General features: G+C 68.9%; 20 protein-coding genes and 1 pseudogene. 9 read left to right on the top strand and 12 right to left on the bottom strand.

Going from position 1 to position 16,546, the window contains the following annotated elements; genetic code table 11:
• Positions 1–3 precede the first annotated feature (3 nt).
• The gene (locus GXY47_01755; protein ID NLV29853.1) at positions 4–342 is read right to left on the bottom strand and encodes a P-II family nitrogen regulator; all 339 of its coding nucleotides are present in this window, start codon (positions 340–342) and stop codon (positions 4–6) included.
• A 235-nt stretch (positions 343–577) separates the two neighbouring features.
• On the opposite strand from GXY47_01755, the gene GXY47_01750 reads away from it, so the two are divergent.
• Positions 578–1,549, top strand: coding sequence for a hypothetical protein (locus GXY47_01750; protein NLV29852.1), 972 nt, complete (start codon positions 578–580; stop codon positions 1,547–1,549).
• A gap of 36 nt (positions 1,550–1,585) precedes the next feature.
• On the opposite strand, the gene GXY47_01745 is transcribed toward GXY47_01750, so the two are convergent.
• Entirely contained in the window at positions 1,586–2,377 is a 792-nt protein-coding gene (locus GXY47_01745) for an FHA domain-containing protein (protein ID NLV29851.1), read from the bottom strand.
• A 183-nt stretch (positions 2,378–2,560) separates the two neighbouring features.
• Between GXY47_01745 and GXY47_01740 the strand changes: the two genes are divergently transcribed.
• Positions 2,561–2,902 carry an aspartate 1-decarboxylase gene (locus GXY47_01740; protein ID NLV29850.1) on the top strand — a complete coding sequence of 114 codons (342 nt, stop codon included), beginning with the start codon at positions 2,561–2,563 and terminating at the stop codon, positions 2,900–2,902.
• A gap of 6 nt (positions 2,903–2,908) precedes the next feature.
• Here GXY47_01740 and arfB read toward each other — a convergent pair whose 3' ends face one another.
• On the bottom strand, positions 2,909–3,319 hold the full coding sequence (gene arfB, locus GXY47_01735) for an aminoacyl-tRNA hydrolase (GenBank protein NLV29849.1): 411 nt from the start codon (positions 3,317–3,319) through the stop codon (positions 2,909–2,911).
• On the bottom strand, positions 3,316–4,290 hold the full coding sequence (locus GXY47_01730) for a hypothetical protein (protein NLV29848.1): 975 nt from the start codon (positions 4,288–4,290) through the stop codon (positions 3,316–3,318). The genes arfB and GXY47_01730 overlap by 4 nt, the downstream gene beginning before the upstream one ends.
• A gap of 184 nt (positions 4,291–4,474) precedes the next feature.
• Between GXY47_01730 and GXY47_01725 the strand changes: the two genes are divergently transcribed.
• On the top strand, positions 4,475–4,918 hold the full coding sequence (locus GXY47_01725) for a hypothetical protein (GenBank protein NLV29847.1): 444 nt from the start codon (positions 4,475–4,477) through the stop codon (positions 4,916–4,918).
• Here the strand turns inward: GXY47_01725 and GXY47_01720 are convergent.
• Positions 4,915–5,223, bottom strand: coding sequence for a hypothetical protein (locus tag GXY47_01720; protein ID NLV29846.1), 309 nt, complete (start codon positions 5,221–5,223; stop codon positions 4,915–4,917). The two genes, GXY47_01725 and GXY47_01720, sit on opposite strands and share 4 nt — an antisense overlap.
• A 141-nt stretch (positions 5,224–5,364) precedes the next feature.
• On the opposite strand from GXY47_01720, the gene GXY47_01715 reads away from it, so the two are divergent.
• Both GXY47_01715 and GXY47_01710 read left to right on the top strand, forming a co-directional pair.
• Complete coding sequence (locus GXY47_01715) at positions 5,365–5,955, top strand: gamma carbonic anhydrase family protein (GenBank protein NLV29845.1); 591 nt, start codon at positions 5,365–5,367, stop codon at positions 5,953–5,955.
• Positions 5,952–6,203: a GlsB/YeaQ/YmgE family stress response membrane protein gene (locus tag GXY47_01710; GenBank protein NLV29844.1), complete on the top strand. Its 252-nt coding sequence runs from the start codon at positions 5,952–5,954 to the stop codon at positions 6,201–6,203. The genes GXY47_01715 and GXY47_01710 overlap by 4 nt, the downstream gene beginning before the upstream one ends.
• A 68-nt stretch (positions 6,204–6,271) precedes the next feature.
• Here GXY47_01710 and GXY47_01705 read toward each other — a convergent pair whose 3' ends face one another.
• Positions 6,272–6,823 carry a DUF937 domain-containing protein gene (locus GXY47_01705; protein NLV29843.1) on the bottom strand — a complete coding sequence of 184 codons (552 nt, stop codon included), beginning with the start codon at positions 6,821–6,823 and terminating at the stop codon, positions 6,272–6,274.
• A 146-nt stretch (positions 6,824–6,969) separates the two neighbouring features.
• Here GXY47_01705 and GXY47_01700 point away from each other — a divergent pair.
• Positions 6,970–7,167, top strand: a pseudogene (locus tag GXY47_01700) (hypothetical protein).
• Positions 7,168–7,169: 2 nt separating this feature from the next.
• Here the strand turns inward: GXY47_01700 and GXY47_01695 are convergent.
• From GXY47_01695 to GXY47_01680, 4 genes are read right to left on the bottom strand one after another with little or no spacing between them, the layout of a single operon-like run.
• The gene (locus GXY47_01695; GenBank protein ID NLV29842.1) at positions 7,170–8,231 is read right to left on the bottom strand and encodes a hypothetical protein; all 1,062 of its coding nucleotides are present in this window, start codon (positions 8,229–8,231) and stop codon (positions 7,170–7,172) included.
• A 6-nt stretch (positions 8,232–8,237) separates the two neighbouring features.
• A complete protein-coding gene (locus tag GXY47_01690; protein ID NLV29841.1) occupies positions 8,238–8,786 on the bottom strand; it encodes a DUF4126 domain-containing protein in 549 nt (182 codons plus the stop codon).
• A gap of 57 nt (positions 8,787–8,843) precedes the next feature.
• Positions 8,844–9,530, bottom strand: coding sequence for a hypothetical protein (locus GXY47_01685; protein NLV29840.1), 687 nt, complete (start codon positions 9,528–9,530; stop codon positions 8,844–8,846).
• Positions 9,527–10,342, bottom strand: coding sequence for a class I SAM-dependent methyltransferase (locus tag GXY47_01680; GenBank protein NLV29839.1), 816 nt, complete (start codon positions 10,340–10,342; stop codon positions 9,527–9,529). Before GXY47_01680 ends, GXY47_01685 begins: the two co-directional genes overlap by 4 nt.
• Positions 10,343–10,575: 233 nt before the next feature.
• On the opposite strand from GXY47_01680, the gene GXY47_01675 reads away from it, so the two are divergent.
• Complete coding sequence (locus tag GXY47_01675) at positions 10,576–12,042, top strand: tannase/feruloyl esterase family alpha/beta hydrolase (GenBank protein NLV29838.1); 1,467 nt, start codon at positions 10,576–10,578, stop codon at positions 12,040–12,042.
• Between the two features lie 13 nt (positions 12,043–12,055).
• On the opposite strand, the gene GXY47_01670 is transcribed toward GXY47_01675, so the two are convergent.
• Positions 12,056–12,625, bottom strand: coding sequence for a flavodoxin family protein (locus GXY47_01670; GenBank protein NLV29837.1), 570 nt, complete (start codon positions 12,623–12,625; stop codon positions 12,056–12,058).
• A 120-nt stretch (positions 12,626–12,745) separates the two neighbouring features.
• Here GXY47_01670 and GXY47_01665 point away from each other — a divergent pair, with 120 nt between their 5' ends.
• On the top strand, positions 12,746–14,554 hold the full coding sequence (locus GXY47_01665) for a DNA mismatch repair protein MutS (GenBank protein NLV29836.1): 1,809 nt from the start codon (positions 12,746–12,748) through the stop codon (positions 14,552–14,554).
• Positions 14,555–14,603: 49 nt separating this feature from the next.
• Here the strand turns inward: GXY47_01665 and GXY47_01660 are convergent, their stop codons facing one another.
• Complete coding sequence (locus GXY47_01660; protein NLV29835.1) at positions 14,604–15,695, bottom strand: nuclear transport factor 2 family protein; 1,092 nt, start codon at positions 15,693–15,695, stop codon at positions 14,604–14,606.
• 296 nt (positions 15,696–15,991) lie between these two features.
• Here GXY47_01660 and GXY47_01655 point away from each other — a divergent pair, with 296 nt between their 5' ends.
• Positions 15,992–16,525, top strand: a complete 534-nt coding sequence (locus tag GXY47_01655; protein NLV29834.1) for a peptidylprolyl isomerase — start codon at positions 15,992–15,994, stop codon at positions 16,523–16,525.
• Positions 16,526–16,546 lie beyond the last annotated feature (21 nt).

The raw sequence follows: 16,546 nt of genomic DNA, 5'->3' as shown, positions 1-16,546 counted from the left end.
CGCCTAGAGGGAATCCCCGCCCCGTTCGCCCGTGCGGATGCGCACCGCGTCCTCGAGCGGGAGGATGAAGATCTTGCCGTCGCCGATTTCACCGGTGGAGGCCCCCCTGGAGATCGCCCCGACCGCCTCTTCGCACAGCTCGTCGGGGACGGCGACCTCCAGCTTGCACTTGGCGAGCAGGTCGACGGTGTACTCCGAACCTCGGTAGCGCTCGACCTGGCCCTTCTGCCTCCCGGCGCCCCTGACCTCGGACACCGTCATCCCGCCGACACCGATTTCGTTCAGGGTCCGCCGGACCTCCTCGAGCCGATGGGGACGGATGATCGCAACAATGAGTTTCATGCATGGACTCCCGCAAACGTGGACCGCTTCCCCCTGCATTGTACCCGCATCGGGGAGTCCGCGCCCCGGGATATTTTGCTTTTTTGCGGGGGAGCGCCCCCTTCTGGGTATTGACCGCATGCCGGTTTGGGTATTTCTACGGATTGAACAACCCCCGGCCGGAAGATACAAATACCAAAAGGATTTTTGTTATCCTTTTTGTCATCATCTTCGATCCAGGGGAGGCGCACCGACCATGCTGAAGCGCGCGGGGGAGGAGGCCTGCAGGGCGGCCGCGGCGAGGGGCGCGGCCCCGGTTCCGCACATGGCGCTCCTGTTGGCGGGGGGGGACGGGACCCGGCTGAGGGACCTGACCCGGGAAGTCGCGGGGAGGCCGATCCCGAAACAGTACTGCCGCCTCCTGCGCGGCTCGTCCCTGCTCGAGGCCACCCTGGCCCGGGCCCGGCGCTTTTCCACCCGCGCGGACATCCGCGTCGTCATCAACCACGATCACCTGGAGCTGGCCCGGGAGCAGCTCAGGGACCTCCCGGAGGACAGCATCTTCATCCAGCCGCACAACCTGGACACGGGCCCGGGGCTCCTCTTTTCGCTCCTGCAGATCGAGCGCTCCACGCCCGACGCCGTCGTCGCCGCGTTCCCGACCGACCACTACGTGGAGGACGACGGGGCCTTCATCCGGTACGTCCGGCGGGCCGCCGCGGCGATCGCGCGCATGCCCGACCGGATCGCGGTCCTGGGCGCGGCCCCGGACCGGCCCGAGACCGGCTACGGCTACATCCTCCCCGCCGGGGCCGCGGGGATGGGGGAAGGGATCTTCAACGTCGAAGCGTTCACCGAAAAACCCGACCTGCCGGCGGCCGGCGCCATCATCGCCCGGGGGGGGGTATGGAATACCTTCGTCATGGTCTTCCGGCTGTCGCGGATGATGGAGTTGCTCGCCCGCTTCGCGCCCGAGGGGTTCGGCCCCATGCTCGCGCTGCGCGATGCGCCCGAAAAGGCGGCCGACATCTACGCCTCGCTGAGGGCCTGGAACTTTTCGACCCATTTCCTGGCCCGGATCCCCCGGCACCTGCTGGTAGTGGAGGTCACCGGCGTGGGGTGGAGCGACTGGGGAACGCGGGAATCGATCGAACGCACCTACCGCACGCTCAAGCTGGTCCCCTTCTGGAACCGGTCCCGTGCGGTTTCCCGCCAGGCCGCGGGCTGATCCGCCCAGGACCTCCCGGGTGCGCCCGGAACCGGGTCACGGCCCCGGCTCGAAGCGGAAGCGCGCCTGCCCGCAGATGACCTCGTCCCCGGACTGGAGGCGGATGCCGCAGGGGTTCCCCGAGGGCACCTCCAGGGACCTCCCCTCCCTCACGATGCTGGTCCCGTAGCGGCTGACCTCGTCCATGACCAGGTATTCCTGGCTTTCGCGGTCCCACCAGATCCTGGCGTGCGCGTAGCTCACGGTGGCATTGATCTCGCTTCCGTCGTCGAGGAAGACGAGATCGTTCTTGCGGATCACCCGCCCTTCTCGATCGGTCACCTCGGGGGAGCGCCCCACCAGGATCCGCTCCTTCTGAAGATGGTACGCGGGCGTCTGCGCGCCCCCCCTGGTCACGGTCAGCGTCAGCGCGGGCGCCTCCCTCCTCCCGGGCAGGCCGCGCTTGACGAACTCCATTTTATAGACCGCCAGCGGCAGGGGATCGGAGTCGGGGGTCGGTTCGGAGGCCACCGAGATCTCCACCGGTCCGGGGAGGCGGAGCTGTGCCTCCTCGAGCATCTGCAGGATGTCCCCCTTGAGCGACTCCCCCTCGAGAAAGGCGGCGCTGTAGGCCTCCCGCAGCTCGTCCGACCGGGGGCAGAGGAGGATCGAGATCTTCCCGTAGGGGAAGGATTTCCCGGAGGATTCGTCGACGAACCTGGAGTCCACCTGTTCCAGGACCTGGCGCCGGATTTCCGACAGCTTCTGCATCATCTCCTGGCTGAATCTGTTTTCGAACCGCGAGCAGAGCCGCCGCTCCGATTGCGCCAGGATTTCCCACATTCCCATAACCGCTCCCCGAACCGAACCCGCCCGGACCCGACACGCAACCGGACCCCGGGCACTCGACTCCCATCGAGTCTCCAGTGTATCACGTCCCGCGGGCCGGGGGGAGCGATGACGCCGAATCCGTTATGGGGTGGACGGGGGAAGGCGTTTGGTGCATTATTTCGATGGATTGGACGGAATACTATGCGCTGGGTATTGAAATCGAAGATTCACAAGGCGACGGTGACCGAGGCGGACGTGCACTACGTCGGCAGCATCACCATCGACGAGGACCTCATGGACCGGGTGGGGCTCTGGCCCGGGGAAAAGGTCCTGGTCGTCAGCAACACCAGCGGCCAGAGGCTGGAGACCTACGTGATCGAGGGCCAGCGGGGGTCCGGCGAAATCTGCATGAACGGGGCCGCCGCCCACACGATCAAGCGCGGGGAGGAGATCATCATCATGGGCTTCGAACTGGCGTCCGGCCCGATCACCCCCAGCATCATCCTCGTCGACGAGCGGAACCGTTTCCTGCGGCAGCTCTGATCCCCGTCAATCGTCATCCTTCACCCTAGACCGGAGCCTCTTGACCCCCGAGTGGCGCTTTTTCTCCTCCAGCCGCCGGCGGCGCGACGCCGCGGTCGGGCGCGACCGGCGCCGGGTTTTCGGAGGAATCGCCGCCTTTTCAATCAGCGCCGTGAGCCGTTCGATGGCGTCCTCGCGGTTGCGCTGCTGCGTGCGGTAGCGCCGGGCCTCGATGACGATCTCGCCCGCGGCGTTCACCCTCCGTCCCGCCAGCCGCAGGAGCCGCTCCCGCACCCCGGGCTCCAGGATGCGCGAACGGGCGGCGGCATAGCGGAGCTGCACCGCGGTGGCGACCTTGTTCACGTTCTGCCCCCCCGGGCCCGAGGCGCGGGTGAACTCGAACTCGATTTCGTCCGGGGGAATCTCGATCGGCGTCATCGGGCCTCCTTCTCCCGGCCTGCCGCCGGCTTTCGGATCAGGACCGGCTCCCCCCTGTCAGCCTCCCCCGGCCGCACCGCGGTGTTGGGGGGCGCCAGGGGGTCGACGGCGAAGTCCCAGACGAATTCGTTCGGCGCCCCCTCCCGGTCGAACTCGACGAGGGCGTATTCCCCCGGGTCGAGCGGCGCGGCGGGGGTGACCTTCACCCAGTAGTCGCTGACCGGCTCCACGTCGGTCTCCACGTACCGGGCGCGGACGCTCACGCGTCCGTACACGGCGATATTATAGCTGAACACCACCCGGTTCCCCTTCCGTTCCTCGCAGGAGACCAGCCGGAGCCGCGCCCCCCCTTCCGCGCCGTCGCCGCCCCCAATCCCCCCCCCGGCCTCGACCGGGAAATAGATCTCCGGAACCGGCGCATGGGCCCGGACGGCGGCGCGGCTGCCTTCGAGTTCGATCGTCTGCCGGGAACTGGCGACCGGGTTGAGGATGCCCCGAAGGATATTGCTTTTCGTGTTCTTGTGGAGCTGCCCGCCGCTCTGCCCGAGCGGCACCAGCACGGGTTCCCCCTCGTAGAGGTCGACCAGGCAGACCCGGCCGGGGGCGGGGAGGCGCATTCCGGGGGCGACCTGCGGGGCCCGTGCCTCATCCTCCTCCCGCTGCCGCCGGGCGCTCTCCCCCGCGGCGGCCGACCGTTCCGCCGCTTCATCCACCTCCCGCCGCGCCTGACGCTCCGTGGCCGGCCAGTCGACGAGGTCCGCGGGCATCTCCTCCCACTCGTTGCGCTCGGCGCTGTAGTAGCGGACGCGCTCCCCCTCGATGGAGTAGCCTCGGACCCGTTCCCGGGACCCGTCGGTCAGCACCAGGACCCGCCCCTTTTCCCCGTCCGCTTCCCCGCCGAGGGGGAGGGCGCAGGGGAGGCAGAGGAGCGCCAGGAGGAGGGTCCACAGCACCCAGCGGCCGGTGTTCACAGGCGTCCTCCCTTCCATGGCCCGAAAATTATCACAGAACCCCGCCGCGGGACAGGGTCCCTTTCATTGGACCGCCCCGGGGCGGACAAAGGTTCACTTTCGGCGGCCCGTGCCGGCGGCGGCGCGGGCTGCTATACTGGGACCGAAAGGTCCCGGCCGCAAACAGCGCGCGGGAAGGTGCCCCATGATCCGACTTGTGGACCACTTCAGCTTCACCGTCGCCGACATCGGCGCGGCGCTCGATTTCTTCTGCGGCGCACTCGGCCTCTCCGCGGGCCCGGTCATGGAGGTGCGGGACGACGATGTGCGCCGGATCGTGGGACTGCCCGACGCGGATCTGCGGATCGCGCTGGTGGACATCCCCGGCGGCTCCCGGATCGAGCTGATCCAGTACGTCCGGCCGGAGGGGAAGCCGGTCGACTCCCGGCCGTGCGATCCCGGGGCGGCCCACATCGCCTTCGAGGTGTCCGACGTGATGCGCCTCTACCGGGAGCTTACCGGCCGGGGGGTGACCTTCATCCACCCCCCCGTCTGGGCGCCGGGAAACGACGGGACGGGGACCTGGGGCGTCTGCTATCTGAGGGGGCCGGACGGCATCACGATCGAGCTGGTGGAGAAAAAGGCCTAGCGGACCCGGACCCGGTGCGCCCCCAGGGCCAGGGCGAGGGTGCGGCACGCGTCGATCTCCCCCGGGGCGAGGGCGTGACCGACGACGGTCGCCTGCACCTCCTCGAAGTGCGCGGGAGCGCGCGCGATGAAATCGAGGACCGAGTCCCACACCGCCTCCGCCGTGACCGGGGGGCCGCCTCGCTCTCCGAGCTGCTCCAGGCCGTCGGCTTCCCCGCGCACGCAGAAGGAGCACCGGTTGGAGCAGCGGTTGGTCACGTTGAGGTACAGCCGGCCCGGGTCCCCGTGATGATAAGCGTATTCCATGATTCCTGCGCCGCCCTTGATGGGAAGGTTCAAAACGGTGATTGTACACCCCGCCGTTTTGGGCTTCGAGTCTTCCCCGCTCCGGGGTTATAGTAGGGGCAGCCCGCCGCATCCGGCGGCGGGACATGCGGCGGGGAAGCCATGGCGTGCATCAGACCCTTCGGACGTTTCGCGCCCGACATCGACCCTTCGGCCTTCGTGGCCGAAACCGCGACCGTCATCGGGGAGGTCCGCATCGCGGCCGGGGCCAGCATCTGGTACGGGACGGTGCTGCGGGGGGACGTGGGGGCCATTGAAATAGGGGAGCGGAGCAACATCCAGGACCTCTGCATGGTCCACTGCACGACCGACCGTTCCCGGACCCTGGTGGGGCGGGAAGTGTCGGTGGGGCACGGCGCGGTGCTGCACGGGTGCATCCTCGGCGACGGCTGCCTCGTCGGGATGGGCTCCATCGTCATGGACAACGCCGAGGTGGGCCGGGACGCCGTCGTCGCCGCGGGCGCCGTGGTGCTGGAAGGGCAGGTGCTCGAAAGCGGCTGCCTGTACGCCGGGATGCCGGCGAGAAGGATCAAGGCGCTCTCCGCGGAGCAGGTCGCGGCCAACCGGCGGAACGCCGCCCACTATATCGAACTCTTCGGGATCCATCGCCAGGCCGATGGACTCGCCGCCCGGGACCGGACTCATCCGGGGGGGAGTTCCTCCCCTTTCATAGCAAAGGAGGACACATGCTGAACCTGTTGTGGATTATCGTCATCGGTCTGATTGCGGGTGCGGTCGCCAAATTCCTGATGCCGGGGAAGGATCCGGGCGGCATCCTGGTCACCATCGTCCTGGGGATTGCCGGAGCCCTGCTGTCCACCCTGCTCGGCAGGCTCGTCGGCTGGTACCAGCCCGGGGATTCCGCCGGCTTCATCGGCGCCGTCGTCGGCGCCGTCATCCTGCTCCTTCTCTACCGGCTGCTCAAAAGAAAAAGGGCGTGATCACTCCCGCCCGGTGCCGGCGCGCGCCGGCACCGGGCGGGTTCGTCCCCGCGGCAATCGTCCGGACCCTACCGGTTCCGGAGGAACCGGGCGGCCATCCCCAGCAGGTCGTCGGCGACCGACCCGTCGCGGTCCGCGTCCAGGAACTGCCCCAGCATCCCAGTGAGGCCGTCGGCGGGGGATGCCCCCCGCGTCTGCCGCGCCTGGGCCGTCTGCTGGCTGAGGGCCCCCATGGCCAGGCTGGCCACCATCGGGAGCATCTTTTTGAGGATGTCGGCCCCGATCCCCGTGCTCTCTGCGGTCCGGTCGGCCAGTTTGCGGCTGACTTCCTTGCTCCCCAGGATATGCCCCAGGATCCCGTTCCCGTCGTTGATCGACTCCTCCCGGGCAAGGATCGAGGGGTCCTCGAGGTAGCGGGCGTGATTTCCGCCGCCGAGGGCGCCGAGCAGGCTGTCGAGCCCGCCCGGGGTGGAGGCGTTCCGGGCCAGCCCCTTGGCGAGCACGGGCAGGAGGCCCGAAAGCGCCGACGTGGCCTGGTTTTCGTCGAGGCCGAAATTGCCGGCCAGCTCGCGCACGGCCCGGCCGTTCCCCTGGTTCAAGATCATGTTCAACAGATCCATACTCCCCCCCTTGGTTTTATGGTTACGGCCCGGGACGCGGCCCGGAGATTCCGGCGGTTTTGCCTGGCTTTCGCATCCCATGCTATGATGGGATCATAGCGCTGTTTCGAGCATCGAAACAACTGGATAACCGGAGAACCTGCCCTATGACCACGACCTCGGGAGTTTCGATCGCCGGCCGTCTTCTCGAGCGTTTCCATTTTCGCTTTCCCACGCTGGTCGCCATCCTGGCGGCGCTCACGCTGGCCGACCTCGCCATCCCCGACATCATCCCCTTCATCGACGAGATCGGCCTGGCCCTGCTGACCCTGCTGTTCGGGATGTGGCGCAATCGCAAGACCCCGGATCAGCCGGTGGACGCGGGGGGTTCGGCGTCGCCCGAGAGCGCGCGGATCGAGCCGCGGCTGTAGGCGGCGAACTCGCGGCGCTCCACCTCGGTCCAGCGGGTGGCCCGGTCCACGGCCCGGGCCGACCACACGAAGCACTCCGGGTACCCCTTGCGCTCGACGCACTCGAGGCGGTTCGTCAGCGTCTGCGCCTGGCGCCGCAGCCGCAGGTCGGGCCACGCCCGTTCCTCGGCGCTCGCGAACTCCCCGACCACGCGCGCACCCACGGCCTCGGGCAGGGGGCGCCCCCCCTGCGCGTAGTAATGGAACTGCGGCAGCGTGAGCCCCAGTCCCGCCGCGTCCCAGCGTTCGAGGGTATCCCAATGGGCGAACCCGACGGAGGACCTGAACGCCGGCCTCCCGTCCTCCAGCCGCCGGAGCGCGATGCGGCGCGCCCCTTCCGCGAGAAATCCCTTCATCCCGCCGAGCCCCGTCGTCCGGCGCCGCCCTCTTCTCCAGAATCCCCGGACGGCCCACTCCGGCTCGTTCATCACCTCCCAGGCGTAGATCGAGTCCCGGCGGCGCAGGGAAAGGTCGAGCAGCGGTTCCAGGACCCGGTCCAGGAAGGCCTCTCTCCGGGCGGGGTCCCGGATGACGCCCGACCTCCCCCCCTTGACGATTTCGGGGCGCGCGCCCACGGGAGTGCCCCGGAAACACCAGCTGCAGTCGAGGAGCACGGGAAAGAGCTTCAGTCCGCTCGAGCGGCAGAGGTCGAGCACGAAGGCGAAATCGTCCAGGAGGCGGGGGTGGAAGGGGTGTTCCGGCGGGAGGGGGTCGAAAATCCACTCCCCTCCCTCCAGGCGCGGCGCGCATTCCCCGGTCCCGTAGTTCAACCCGTCACCGAGCAGGAACCAGCGGACGGCGAAAAACCCCTGGGCGGCGAAGGCGCGGAAATCCTCCGCGACCCGTTCCCTCCGGGAGGCGCGCCAATCGGCCGCCCTTTCGGGTGGGACCCACGCCTCGGGCGGAGGGCCGAAATCCCAGCCATAATCGACCCAGGGGTAATTGATTCCGACCCGCATGCCGCCTCACGCCCGCCGGCGTCGGCCTTGAACCCCCCGCCAGGCCCAGAGCCCCAGAAACGCCAGGACCAGGGCGGCCATGGGCAGGGGGAGCAGGACCGCCAGCAGCGCCGCGACCCCGGAAGCGGCCGTCTCCGGAACGCCCGGGGCGGCGGTGCGGTTTGCCTTCCCCGCGCCGGGCGCGCGCCGGGCAGAGGCCCGGGCGGCCTGCACCCCCCCGGCCACCAGGATCCCGCAGATCATGGCGAGCACGGGACTCACCCCGCTGATGACGTGGCTGGCGGCGGCGAAGAGGATGGCGCCCGCGGCGGGACGGGCCAGGGTGCGGATCCGCTCGAGGACGGCGGCCGCCGCGGGCACCCGCCCCGCCGCCGTCTCGAGGAGCAGGAGCGCCGCCAGGAGCGCCAGCACCCAGCTGTTTTCCAGGGCGCTCCAGGGGGCGCTGAGGGTGATGAGGCCGGTGAACCGCGCCAGCAGCCCCACGACGAGGAGCGGGAGGTAGGCGTTGAGCCCCGTGGCCGCACTCAATCCGAATGCCGATAGGACATCGATCATCGTTTCCCCCGCCCGCAGCTTCGGTTGCGCCGCATTCTACCAGAATGGAAATCGGTTTTACACGGAATCCGGCTTCCGCTTCCCGATCCGGGAGTAGAACTCTTCGGGGATGTCGGCGGGGTCCTTGTAGAAGACGAAGCGGCACCCCCCCTCCCCCGGTGGTTCCGACACGATGCGGCAGGCGCCCAGGCGCCCGAGGGCCTCCACCTGCATCTGTTCGAGGACGGGGCAGTGAACGCAGTAGATGGGGAAATCGCGCATCCCCCAGGTGATGGGGTGGGGGCCCGGGATCCGGGCCAGGCCCACCTCGGGCGAGTACCCCCCCTTGCGGATGATGCGCTCCCCCGAGCCGCACGGCTGCATGGTCAGCGAGATCGTCCGGTCGTCCTCCGTGACGCGCACCGGCTGCAGGTGCCCCCGCAGGGTGGAGGCCAGGTGCTCCACCTGGGACTTCAGGTCGGTTTTTTCCGGCGGTTTGAAGACGGTCTTCGCTTCGGCCGCGTGCGCCTCCCGCTCCGCCTCCTCCAGCGCCCCGACCCCCAGCCTGCGATAGATGTAGGTCTGGAGCCCCGCGATCCAGAACATGGAGCCGTCGTGCAGCAGGCCGAACTCCCGGTACATCCGCCCCGCGAGCGTGCGGGCTTTCTCCTTGTCCCCCGCGTCGATGGCCTCGAGCAGCAGGTCGAGGGTCCGGGCTCCCATCTCCTCCAGTTCCCGGTCGGCAAACAGCCTCGTGGACGTCACCGCCTCACCGCCTTCCAGGGGGCGCTTTGGCCCGCCGATGTCCGGGTGCCCGACATCGCGTCCCCCTCGACCCGCCCGGTGTAGTGAACGCCCGCGGCGTCGAAATCGATCCGGTCGCCCGCGACCTTTCCCGAGACCAGGGTGTCGAGGTGCCCCGCGCGGAGCGACCCGGTGACCATCTGGAAGTCCTGCCCCAGTTCCAGCCGCCCCCCGTCCATCTCCCATATCCCCTGGACCGCGGCCGGGACGATCCAGAGATAGGCCGTGCACCAGGTGATGCAGCTCTCCGGGAGGCTGGCCGTCTGGTCCGCCTTCCACTCCTCCATGGTGAAGCTGTTGGAAACGATCCGGGTGCCGGGCCTGAGGCCCAGCAGCGTGGGGCGCAGCTTCAGGTTGATGCTGGGGAGGAGGAACATGGTGATGACCGTGGCCTCGGACAGGTCGGTTTCGAAGAGGTCCGCTTTCCTGAAGCTGGCCCTGCCGCTCACCCCCTCCTTTTCGGCGCTGCGGAGGGAGAGCGCGACCATGTCGGGGTTGTACTCGATCCCGAGCGCCCGCGCCCCGCGTTTCGCGGCCGTGATCACCGTACGGCCGTCCCCCGAACCCAGGTCGATCACGTAGTCCGCGGGGGTGACCTTCGCCAGGTCGAGCATGATGTCGACCAGCGCCTGGTCGGTCGGGACCCAGACCACGTCCTTCCCCGCCTGCCCCACCTGGGGCGCGTAGTCCTTTGTCTGGGCCAGCGCCCCGGTCACCGCGAGGCAGAGCCCGAACACCACGGTCCATCCATAACTGAAAGGCGATCGCTTCATCGTTGCGGCTCCTTGTCCATCGGCCCGCGACCTCCCGCGGTTCCCCGCTTCGGGACCCGATCGCCCCGATGGAACCCCGGGCGCCCTGCGGCTGCCGGAAGAGGCGATTATAATCCGACGCTTTCGAATCCCCTACAGAAACCGTCGGCCCCCGCCCGCCCCTTTTCACCTCGGAATTCGTGGATCCGGGACCGTTCCTTTGCTAAGCTCGAACCCCTCTGGAGGATTGCGCCATGATCGCCCATCTCGCCCTGCTGTTTGCGGCCGCCGCCGCCCCGGTCCCGTGCGAAAGCCTCGGGAACATCGATCTCCCCGGCGTCACCATCACCGCGGCGGAGCTCCGGCCGGCCGGCCCGCCGCCGGCCGGCGCCCCGGGGCAGGCCCCGGCTTCGCTCCCGGCCCACTGCCGCGTCGCGGCGGTCCTCGCGCCGTCGCCCGACTCCCATATCGAAATGGAGCTCTGGCTCCCCGCCGACGACTGGAACGGGAAGTTCCAGGCGGTGGGCAACGGCGGCTGGGCCGGGACGATCAGCACCCCGGCCATGGCCTCGGCCCTCCGCGAGGGATACGCCACCGCCTCCACCGACACGGGGCACCGGGGGGGAAACGCCCTCTTCGGGATCGGCCACCCGGAGAAGGTCGTCGACTACGCCTACCGCGCGGTCCACGAGATGACGGTCCGATCGAAAGCCCTGATCACGGCCCACTACGGACGCCCGCCCGCGCTTTCCTACTGGAACGGCTGCTCCACCGGCGGCCGGCAGGCTCTCATGTCGGCCCAGCGCTACCCCGAGGATTTCGACGGCATCGTCGCCGGGGCGCCCGCCAACGCCCACAGCCGGCTGCACGCCTCCGACATGGCCCTGACGGTCGAGCTGCTGCGCCATCCGGCCGGGAAAATCCCGGCGTCGAAACTCCCGATGCTCCACCGGGCGGTGCTCGCCGCCTGCGACGCTCTCGACGGGGTCCGGGACGGGCTCCTCGAGGACCCGCGGAAATGCCGTTTCGACCCCGCCGTGTTGCAGTGCCGGGGGGAAGAGGGGGACGCCTGCCTCACGGAGGCCCAGGTCGAGACGGTCCGGAAGATGTACGCCCCCGTCAGGACGCCGGGGGGCGGGACGGTCTTCCCCGGCAAGGCGCCCGGGAGCGAATCGGCCTGGTACATGGCGGGGGCCGAAGCCCCCTCGCCCATCTCAGTCGGCACCTTCCAGCTGACCTACCAGGACGGGGACTGGGACTGGCGCACCTTCGACGCCGGCCGGGACACGCGCCTGGCCGAGGAAAGGACGGGGTTCATCAACGCCGTCGACCCCGATCTCGGCAGGTTCAAGGCCCGCGGGGGGAAGCTGCTGCTTTACCACGGCTGGAACGACACCGGCATCGCCCCCGGCAACACGATCGAGTATTACGAAAGCGTAGTGTCCGCCCTGGGACCGGACCAGGGGGACTGGCTGCGTCTCTTCATGGTCCCGGGAATGGGGCACTGCAGCGGCGGCGACGGCCCCGATCAGGCCGGTTTCATGGCGGCGCTGGAACGCTGGCGCGAGGGGGGGGAGAGCCCGGAGCGGATCACGGCCTACCGCGTGACCGGCAACCGCGTCGAGATGTCGCGCCCCCTCTGCCCCTACCCCCGGACGGCGCACTACAAGGGGATCGGCAGCGTCAACGACGCGGAAAACTTCGAGTGCCGCCTGCCCTGACCCGGAAGGGGATTCAGGCGCGCAGCCTCCGCGAGAGCGCGGCGACGTCGGCCCCGAGCAGCCGGGCTTCGTCCAGGGCCGACAGGCCGATGCCCCCCCCGGTCCCGGTCCGCACGTCCCCCGGCTCCCGGCCGTAGCCGATCGCTCCGCCCGCCACCAGCATCCCCTGGGCGATCGAAAACGCGTAAATCAGGGAGCGCGCCTGGATCGCGCCCACCCTGCGGGTGACCACCAGCGCCCCGGCCACCTTCCCCTTGAGCGAACGCCGCTGCAACTGCGCGAAGGTCCGGTCCATCACCGCCTTCAGCTGGGCGCTGACGGAGCCGAAATAGACCGGGCTGCCGAACACGATTCCGTCCGCCCGCTCCATCATGGCGTAGAGCTCCTGCATGTCGTCCTCGACCACGCAGGCGCCCGTTTGGACGCATCCCCCGCAGGCGTCGCAAGGGGCCACCCGCCGTTCGGACATCAGGAAGCTTTCCGTCCCGCACCCCGTCCCCCGGGCCGTCTTCAGCACCTCCTCCATCAGGATCTCGGTGTTGCCCCCTCGGCGCGGGCTGCCCACAATGCCCAGTACTTTCATGCCGGCCTCCAAATTCCTATTTTCATTCCCGGTTCCGGTTGCATTCGCCCCTCCCCGCCGCTAACCTTGAAGAGGCCGCACGCGGAGGAATTATATCCGCCGCGCCGGCACAAGGAAACCATGGCGCTGGAGGAAAGAGTCCCCGAAACCATCCATCCCCGCGACGAATACGCGCGCCGGGGCGCCCGCAGGCGATCCGAGTCCGCCCGCTGCCGCCGCCTGCATCACCGCATCGGGAACGCGCGCCTGGCGCTGTTTTTGTCGGCCGCGGCCCTTGCCTGGCTGGCCTTCGGGCCCCGGGCCGTTTCCCCGTGGACGCTGCTCCTACCGGCGTTCGCCTTCGGGTTCCTGGTGCTCTGGCACGGGCGCGTGCTCCGGAACCTGGAACGTTTTCAAAGAGCCGCCGCGTTTTATGAAAGGGGCCTCGCCCGCATCGAGGAGCGCTGGGGGGACCAGGGGGAGCCGGGGGACCGCTACGACGACGATTCCCACCCCTACGCGCGCGACCTGGACCTGTTCGGCAGGAAGTCGCTGTTCCAGCTCCTGTCGGGCGCCCGCACCCTCGGCGGCGAGCGCACCCTCGCCGCCTGGCTCAAGACCCCCGCCCCGCTCGAGGAAATCCTGTCCCGGCAGGCGGCGGTGCGGGAACTGCGCGCCGGGGTGGACCTGCGGGAAGACCTGGCGCTGTTCGGCGCGGACACGGGCGCGGCCGTCCACCCGGATCTTCTGGTGGCATGGGCCCGCGCCGGGCGGCGGCTCGCACCGGGGCCGGCGCGGATCCTGGCCCCGGTGCTCGCAATCCTGACCGCCGTTTCGCTCGGGATCTGGGGGATCCGGGGAGAGGCCCTCTGGTTTTTCCTGATGCTGCTCTCGGAACTGGTGCTGGTCTACCGCCTGCGCCGTTCGGTCGGTCCCGTCATCATGGAAGCGGAGAAGGCCTGCAGGGATCTCGCCCTCCTGGCGCGCCTGCTGGGGCGGCTGGAGCGGGAGGAGTTCCATTCGCGGCGCCTCCGCCGGCTGCGCGCGGCCATGGACCGCAGGGGGGCGCCCCCCTCGAAAATCATCGCCCGGCTCGACCGGCTGGTCGTCCTGGTCGACTCGCGGCGCAACCAGCTCTTCGCTCCGTTCGCCTTCATCCTGCTGTGGGACATCCAGCTCGCCTACTTTATCGAAGACTGGCGCCGCCGATTCGGGCCCTCGATCCCCGGCTGGCTCGACGCGGTATCGGAGCTGGAGGCGCTGTCATCGCTGGCCGGATACGCCTACGAACACCCCGGCGACCCCTTCCCGGAGCTGTGCGACCGGGCTCCCTGTTTCGAAGCGGAGAACCTGGGACACCCGCTCCTCGGCGCGTCCCGCTGCGTGCCGAACGACATCAGGCTCGGCGCAGAGACCCGGGTGCTCCTGGTGAGCGGCTCCAACATGTCGGGAAAGAGCACCCTGCTCCGGACGGTGGGGGTCAACGCCGTGCTCGCCCTGGCCGGGGGGCCCGTGCGCGCTCGCCGTCTGTGCATCTCGCCCATGGCTCTGGGGGCGTCGATCCGGATCCACGACTCACTCGAGGAGGGGACTTCCCGCTTCTACGCCGAAATTACGCGGCTGAAGCAACTGGTCCTCCTGGCCGAAGGCCCGGTCCCGCTGCTCTTCCTGCTCGATGAGCTGCTGGGCGGGACCAACTCCCACGACCGGCGCATCGGGGCGGAGGCGATCGTGAGGGGGCTGGTCGGCCGGGGCGCCGTCGGCCTCGTCACCACGCACGATCTCGCCCTGGCCCGCATCGCCGAAAACATGCCCCCGCGCGCCTTGAACGTGCATTTCGAGGACCGCATCGTCAATGGCCGCATCACCTTCGACTACCGCCTGAAGCCGGGCGTCATCCGGAAAAGCAACGCCCTGGAGCTGATGCGCTCGGTCGGGCTTGAGGTCTGACCGGCCGGGGGCGTGCGCCCCCGGCCGGCGAAGCGGGCCGCATCCGCCGTCAGCGGATGACCTGGATCTCGTCCGACATCCCCTGCTCGTAGGTGCTCCAGCCGGAGTTCATCCCGTAGGGGGAGCGCTGCAGCACCGCCTCGATCCGGCGGATGAGGCCGTTCTCGACCTTGAAGAGCTCCGCGACCTGCCAGGTCCAGGGCTCCGTCGGGCCCTCGACGACGTCGCGGCCGTCGGGGGTCTTGAAATAGCGCGATTTGCCGGCCGCGTGATCGAAGAAGCAGAAGCTGAACACCACCCCGCGCTCCTGGTCCACGGCCACGAAGCGGCGGTCCCGGATCCGCGTCACGAAATAGATCAGCCCCGACTCGAACTGCTGCTTGCAGCCCCAGTGGCTCGAATACACCGTCGAGGTACGGGGGTCGGGCATCTCCTGCCCCGGCGCGAGCGGCACGTTGGTGGCCGGGTTGCCGTTTTCGATCCGGTGGCAGTCGTCGGTGAAGGGGTAGTACCCCTTGCCGTCGTTCTTCTGCATCCCGGTGAAGTAGGCGTTGGCCGTCTGGATCATCTCCTCCCGGGAGGGGCGTCCCGCCTCGGGAATCTCCTCGGCGTAGACCGGGTGGGGGGAGCCGAGCTTCTCGATCGCGTCGGCGGCCGAGGGGGAGGGGGGGCGGCCCGGGTCGAGCAGGTTGCTCTCCGGCCGGATCACCAGCTGTTCGGCCTCCGTGATCAGCCCGTCCCGGACCTTCAGCCGCAGGGCGAGGGCCACGGACGAGGGGGGCTGGTTGCGCGGGGCTTCCTCGCGGGCCGTGCCGATGAAGGCCACCTGCTGCGTCACCACGTCCGGAACGTAGAACTCGTAGGTCCCCTTCCCCACCATGCTGGCCCACAACCCCTCCCCGAGCGGCAGCTGGACCCCGTTCTCGGTGAAGCGGCAGCCGGGCGCGAACAGTTCCGGGGTCGCCTCATGCTCCAGCATCGCGTCCAGGTACCGGTTCACGTACCCTTCGAGGCAGGCCCGGTCGCACTCCGCCGCGACGGTTTCCGCCCCCGCCCCCGCCCCGGGGGCATCGGTCTTCCGGCAGGCGGCGGTAAAGAGCACAAGAACGACAAAAATCCCGCTGATGGTTTTCGATCGCATTTTTCCCCTCCATGGTTGTGAACAGGTGGGCTTCATCATACTCACGGGGCGGGCGGGGATCAACCGGGAAGGAAAGGGGGGGGCGCGGACGGGCCGGGGAACGGGGGGCGCCTCCATTTTCTCTTGAGTTTTGCCCCCCGAGGAAGGAAACTTTCAGGCGTGTCTTTTCAAGGAAAAGGAGAATGTCCATGCGCTTGACCGCTATCGCTTTTACCGTTGCCGCTTTGCTTCTGATGGTCCTGCCCGGAACGGCCGCCGCCCAGACCGATCGGGGGAAACTGTCGAAGCCCGCTTCCATGACCGAAACCGCGCCCGAGAAGTTCCGGGCCAGATTTACCACCTCCAGGGGGGACTTCGTCATCGAGGTCACCCGCGCATGGTCCCCCAACGGCGCCGACCGCTTCTATAACCTGGTGAAGAACGGCTACTACGACGACTGCCGCTTCTTCCGCGTGGTCAAACGCTTCATGGTCCAGTTCGGCATCAACGGCGACCCCGGGATCAACAAGGTCTGGAACCGGACCACCACCAAGGACGACCCGGTCAAGCAATCGAACAAGAAGGGGTACGTCACCTTCGCCATGTCCTCGGCCCCCAATTCGCGCACGACCCAGATCTTCATCAACTACGCCGACAACACCTTCCTCGACGGCCAGGGCTTCGCCCCCTTCGGGAAGGTGGTCGAGGGGATGGACATCGTCGACGCCATCAACGCCGAATACGGCGAAAAGCCGGACCAGGCGAAGATCCAGATGGTGGGGAACTCCTACCTGCAGAAGGAATTCCCCAACCTCGATTTCGTAAAGTCGGCCACCATCGTCGCCCCGTAACGCGCCATCGAGGCCGGCAGG

The sequence above is a fragment of the Acidobacteriota bacterium genome (genome assembly GCA_012729555.1).
Classification (GTDB): Bacteria; Acidobacteriota; UBA6911; order UBA6911; family UBA6911; genus UBA6911.
This window is presented reverse-complemented; position numbering and strand designations above follow the sequence as displayed.

What these genes read in the sequence shown, in the direction of transcription:
- GXY47_01690 (NLV29841.1), bottom strand. Translation starts at nt 8,786, where the DNA reads ATGATCGATGTCCTATCGGCATTCGGATTGAGTGCGGCCACGGGGCTC.
- GXY47_01660 (NLV29835.1), bottom strand. Translation starts at nt 15,695, where the DNA reads ATGCGATCGAAAACCATCAGCGGGATTTTTGTCGTTCTTGTGCTCTTT.
- GXY47_01745 (NLV29851.1), bottom strand. Translation starts at nt 2,377, where the DNA reads ATGGGAATGTGGGAAATCCTGGCGCAATCGGAGCGGCGGCTCTGCTCG.
- GXY47_01675 (NLV29838.1), top strand. Translation starts at nt 10,576, where the DNA reads ATGATCGCCCATCTCGCCCTGCTGTTTGCGGCCGCCGCCGCCCCGGTC.
- GXY47_01665 (NLV29836.1), top strand. Translation starts at nt 12,746, where the DNA reads ATGGCGCTGGAGGAAAGAGTCCCCGAAACCATCCATCCCCGCGACGAA.
- GXY47_01670 (NLV29837.1), bottom strand. Translation starts at nt 12,625, where the DNA reads ATGAAAGTACTGGGCATTGTGGGCAGCCCGCGCCGAGGGGGCAACACC.
- GXY47_01705 (NLV29843.1), bottom strand. Translation starts at nt 6,823, where the DNA reads ATGGATCTGTTGAACATGATCTTGAACCAGGGGAACGGCCGGGCCGTG.
- GXY47_01750 (NLV29852.1), top strand. Translation starts at nt 578, where the DNA reads ATGCTGAAGCGCGCGGGGGAGGAGGCCTGCAGGGCGGCCGCGGCGAGG.
- GXY47_01655 (NLV29834.1), top strand. Translation starts at nt 15,992, where the DNA reads ATGACCGAAACCGCGCCCGAGAAGTTCCGGGCCAGATTTACCACCTCC.
- GXY47_01755 (NLV29853.1), bottom strand. Translation starts at nt 342, where the DNA reads ATGAAACTCATTGTTGCGATCATCCGTCCCCATCGGCTCGAGGAGGTC.
- GXY47_01695 (NLV29842.1), bottom strand. Translation starts at nt 8,231, where the DNA reads ATGCGGGTCGGAATCAATTACCCCTGGGTCGATTATGGCTGGGATTTC.
- GXY47_01720 (NLV29846.1), bottom strand. Translation starts at nt 5,223, where the DNA reads ATGGAATACGCTTATCATCACGGGGACCCGGGCCGGCTGTACCTCAAC.
- GXY47_01715 (NLV29845.1), top strand. Translation starts at nt 5,365, where the DNA reads ATGGCGTGCATCAGACCCTTCGGACGTTTCGCGCCCGACATCGACCCT.
- GXY47_01740 (NLV29850.1), top strand. Translation starts at nt 2,561, where the DNA reads ATGCGCTGGGTATTGAAATCGAAGATTCACAAGGCGACGGTGACCGAG.
- GXY47_01725 (NLV29847.1), top strand. Translation starts at nt 4,475, where the DNA reads ATGATCCGACTTGTGGACCACTTCAGCTTCACCGTCGCCGACATCGGC.
- arfB (NLV29849.1), bottom strand. Translation starts at nt 3,319, where the DNA reads ATGACGCCGATCGAGATTCCCCCGGACGAAATCGAGTTCGAGTTCACC.
- GXY47_01680 (NLV29839.1), bottom strand. Translation starts at nt 10,342, where the DNA reads ATGAAGCGATCGCCTTTCAGTTATGGATGGACCGTGGTGTTCGGGCTC.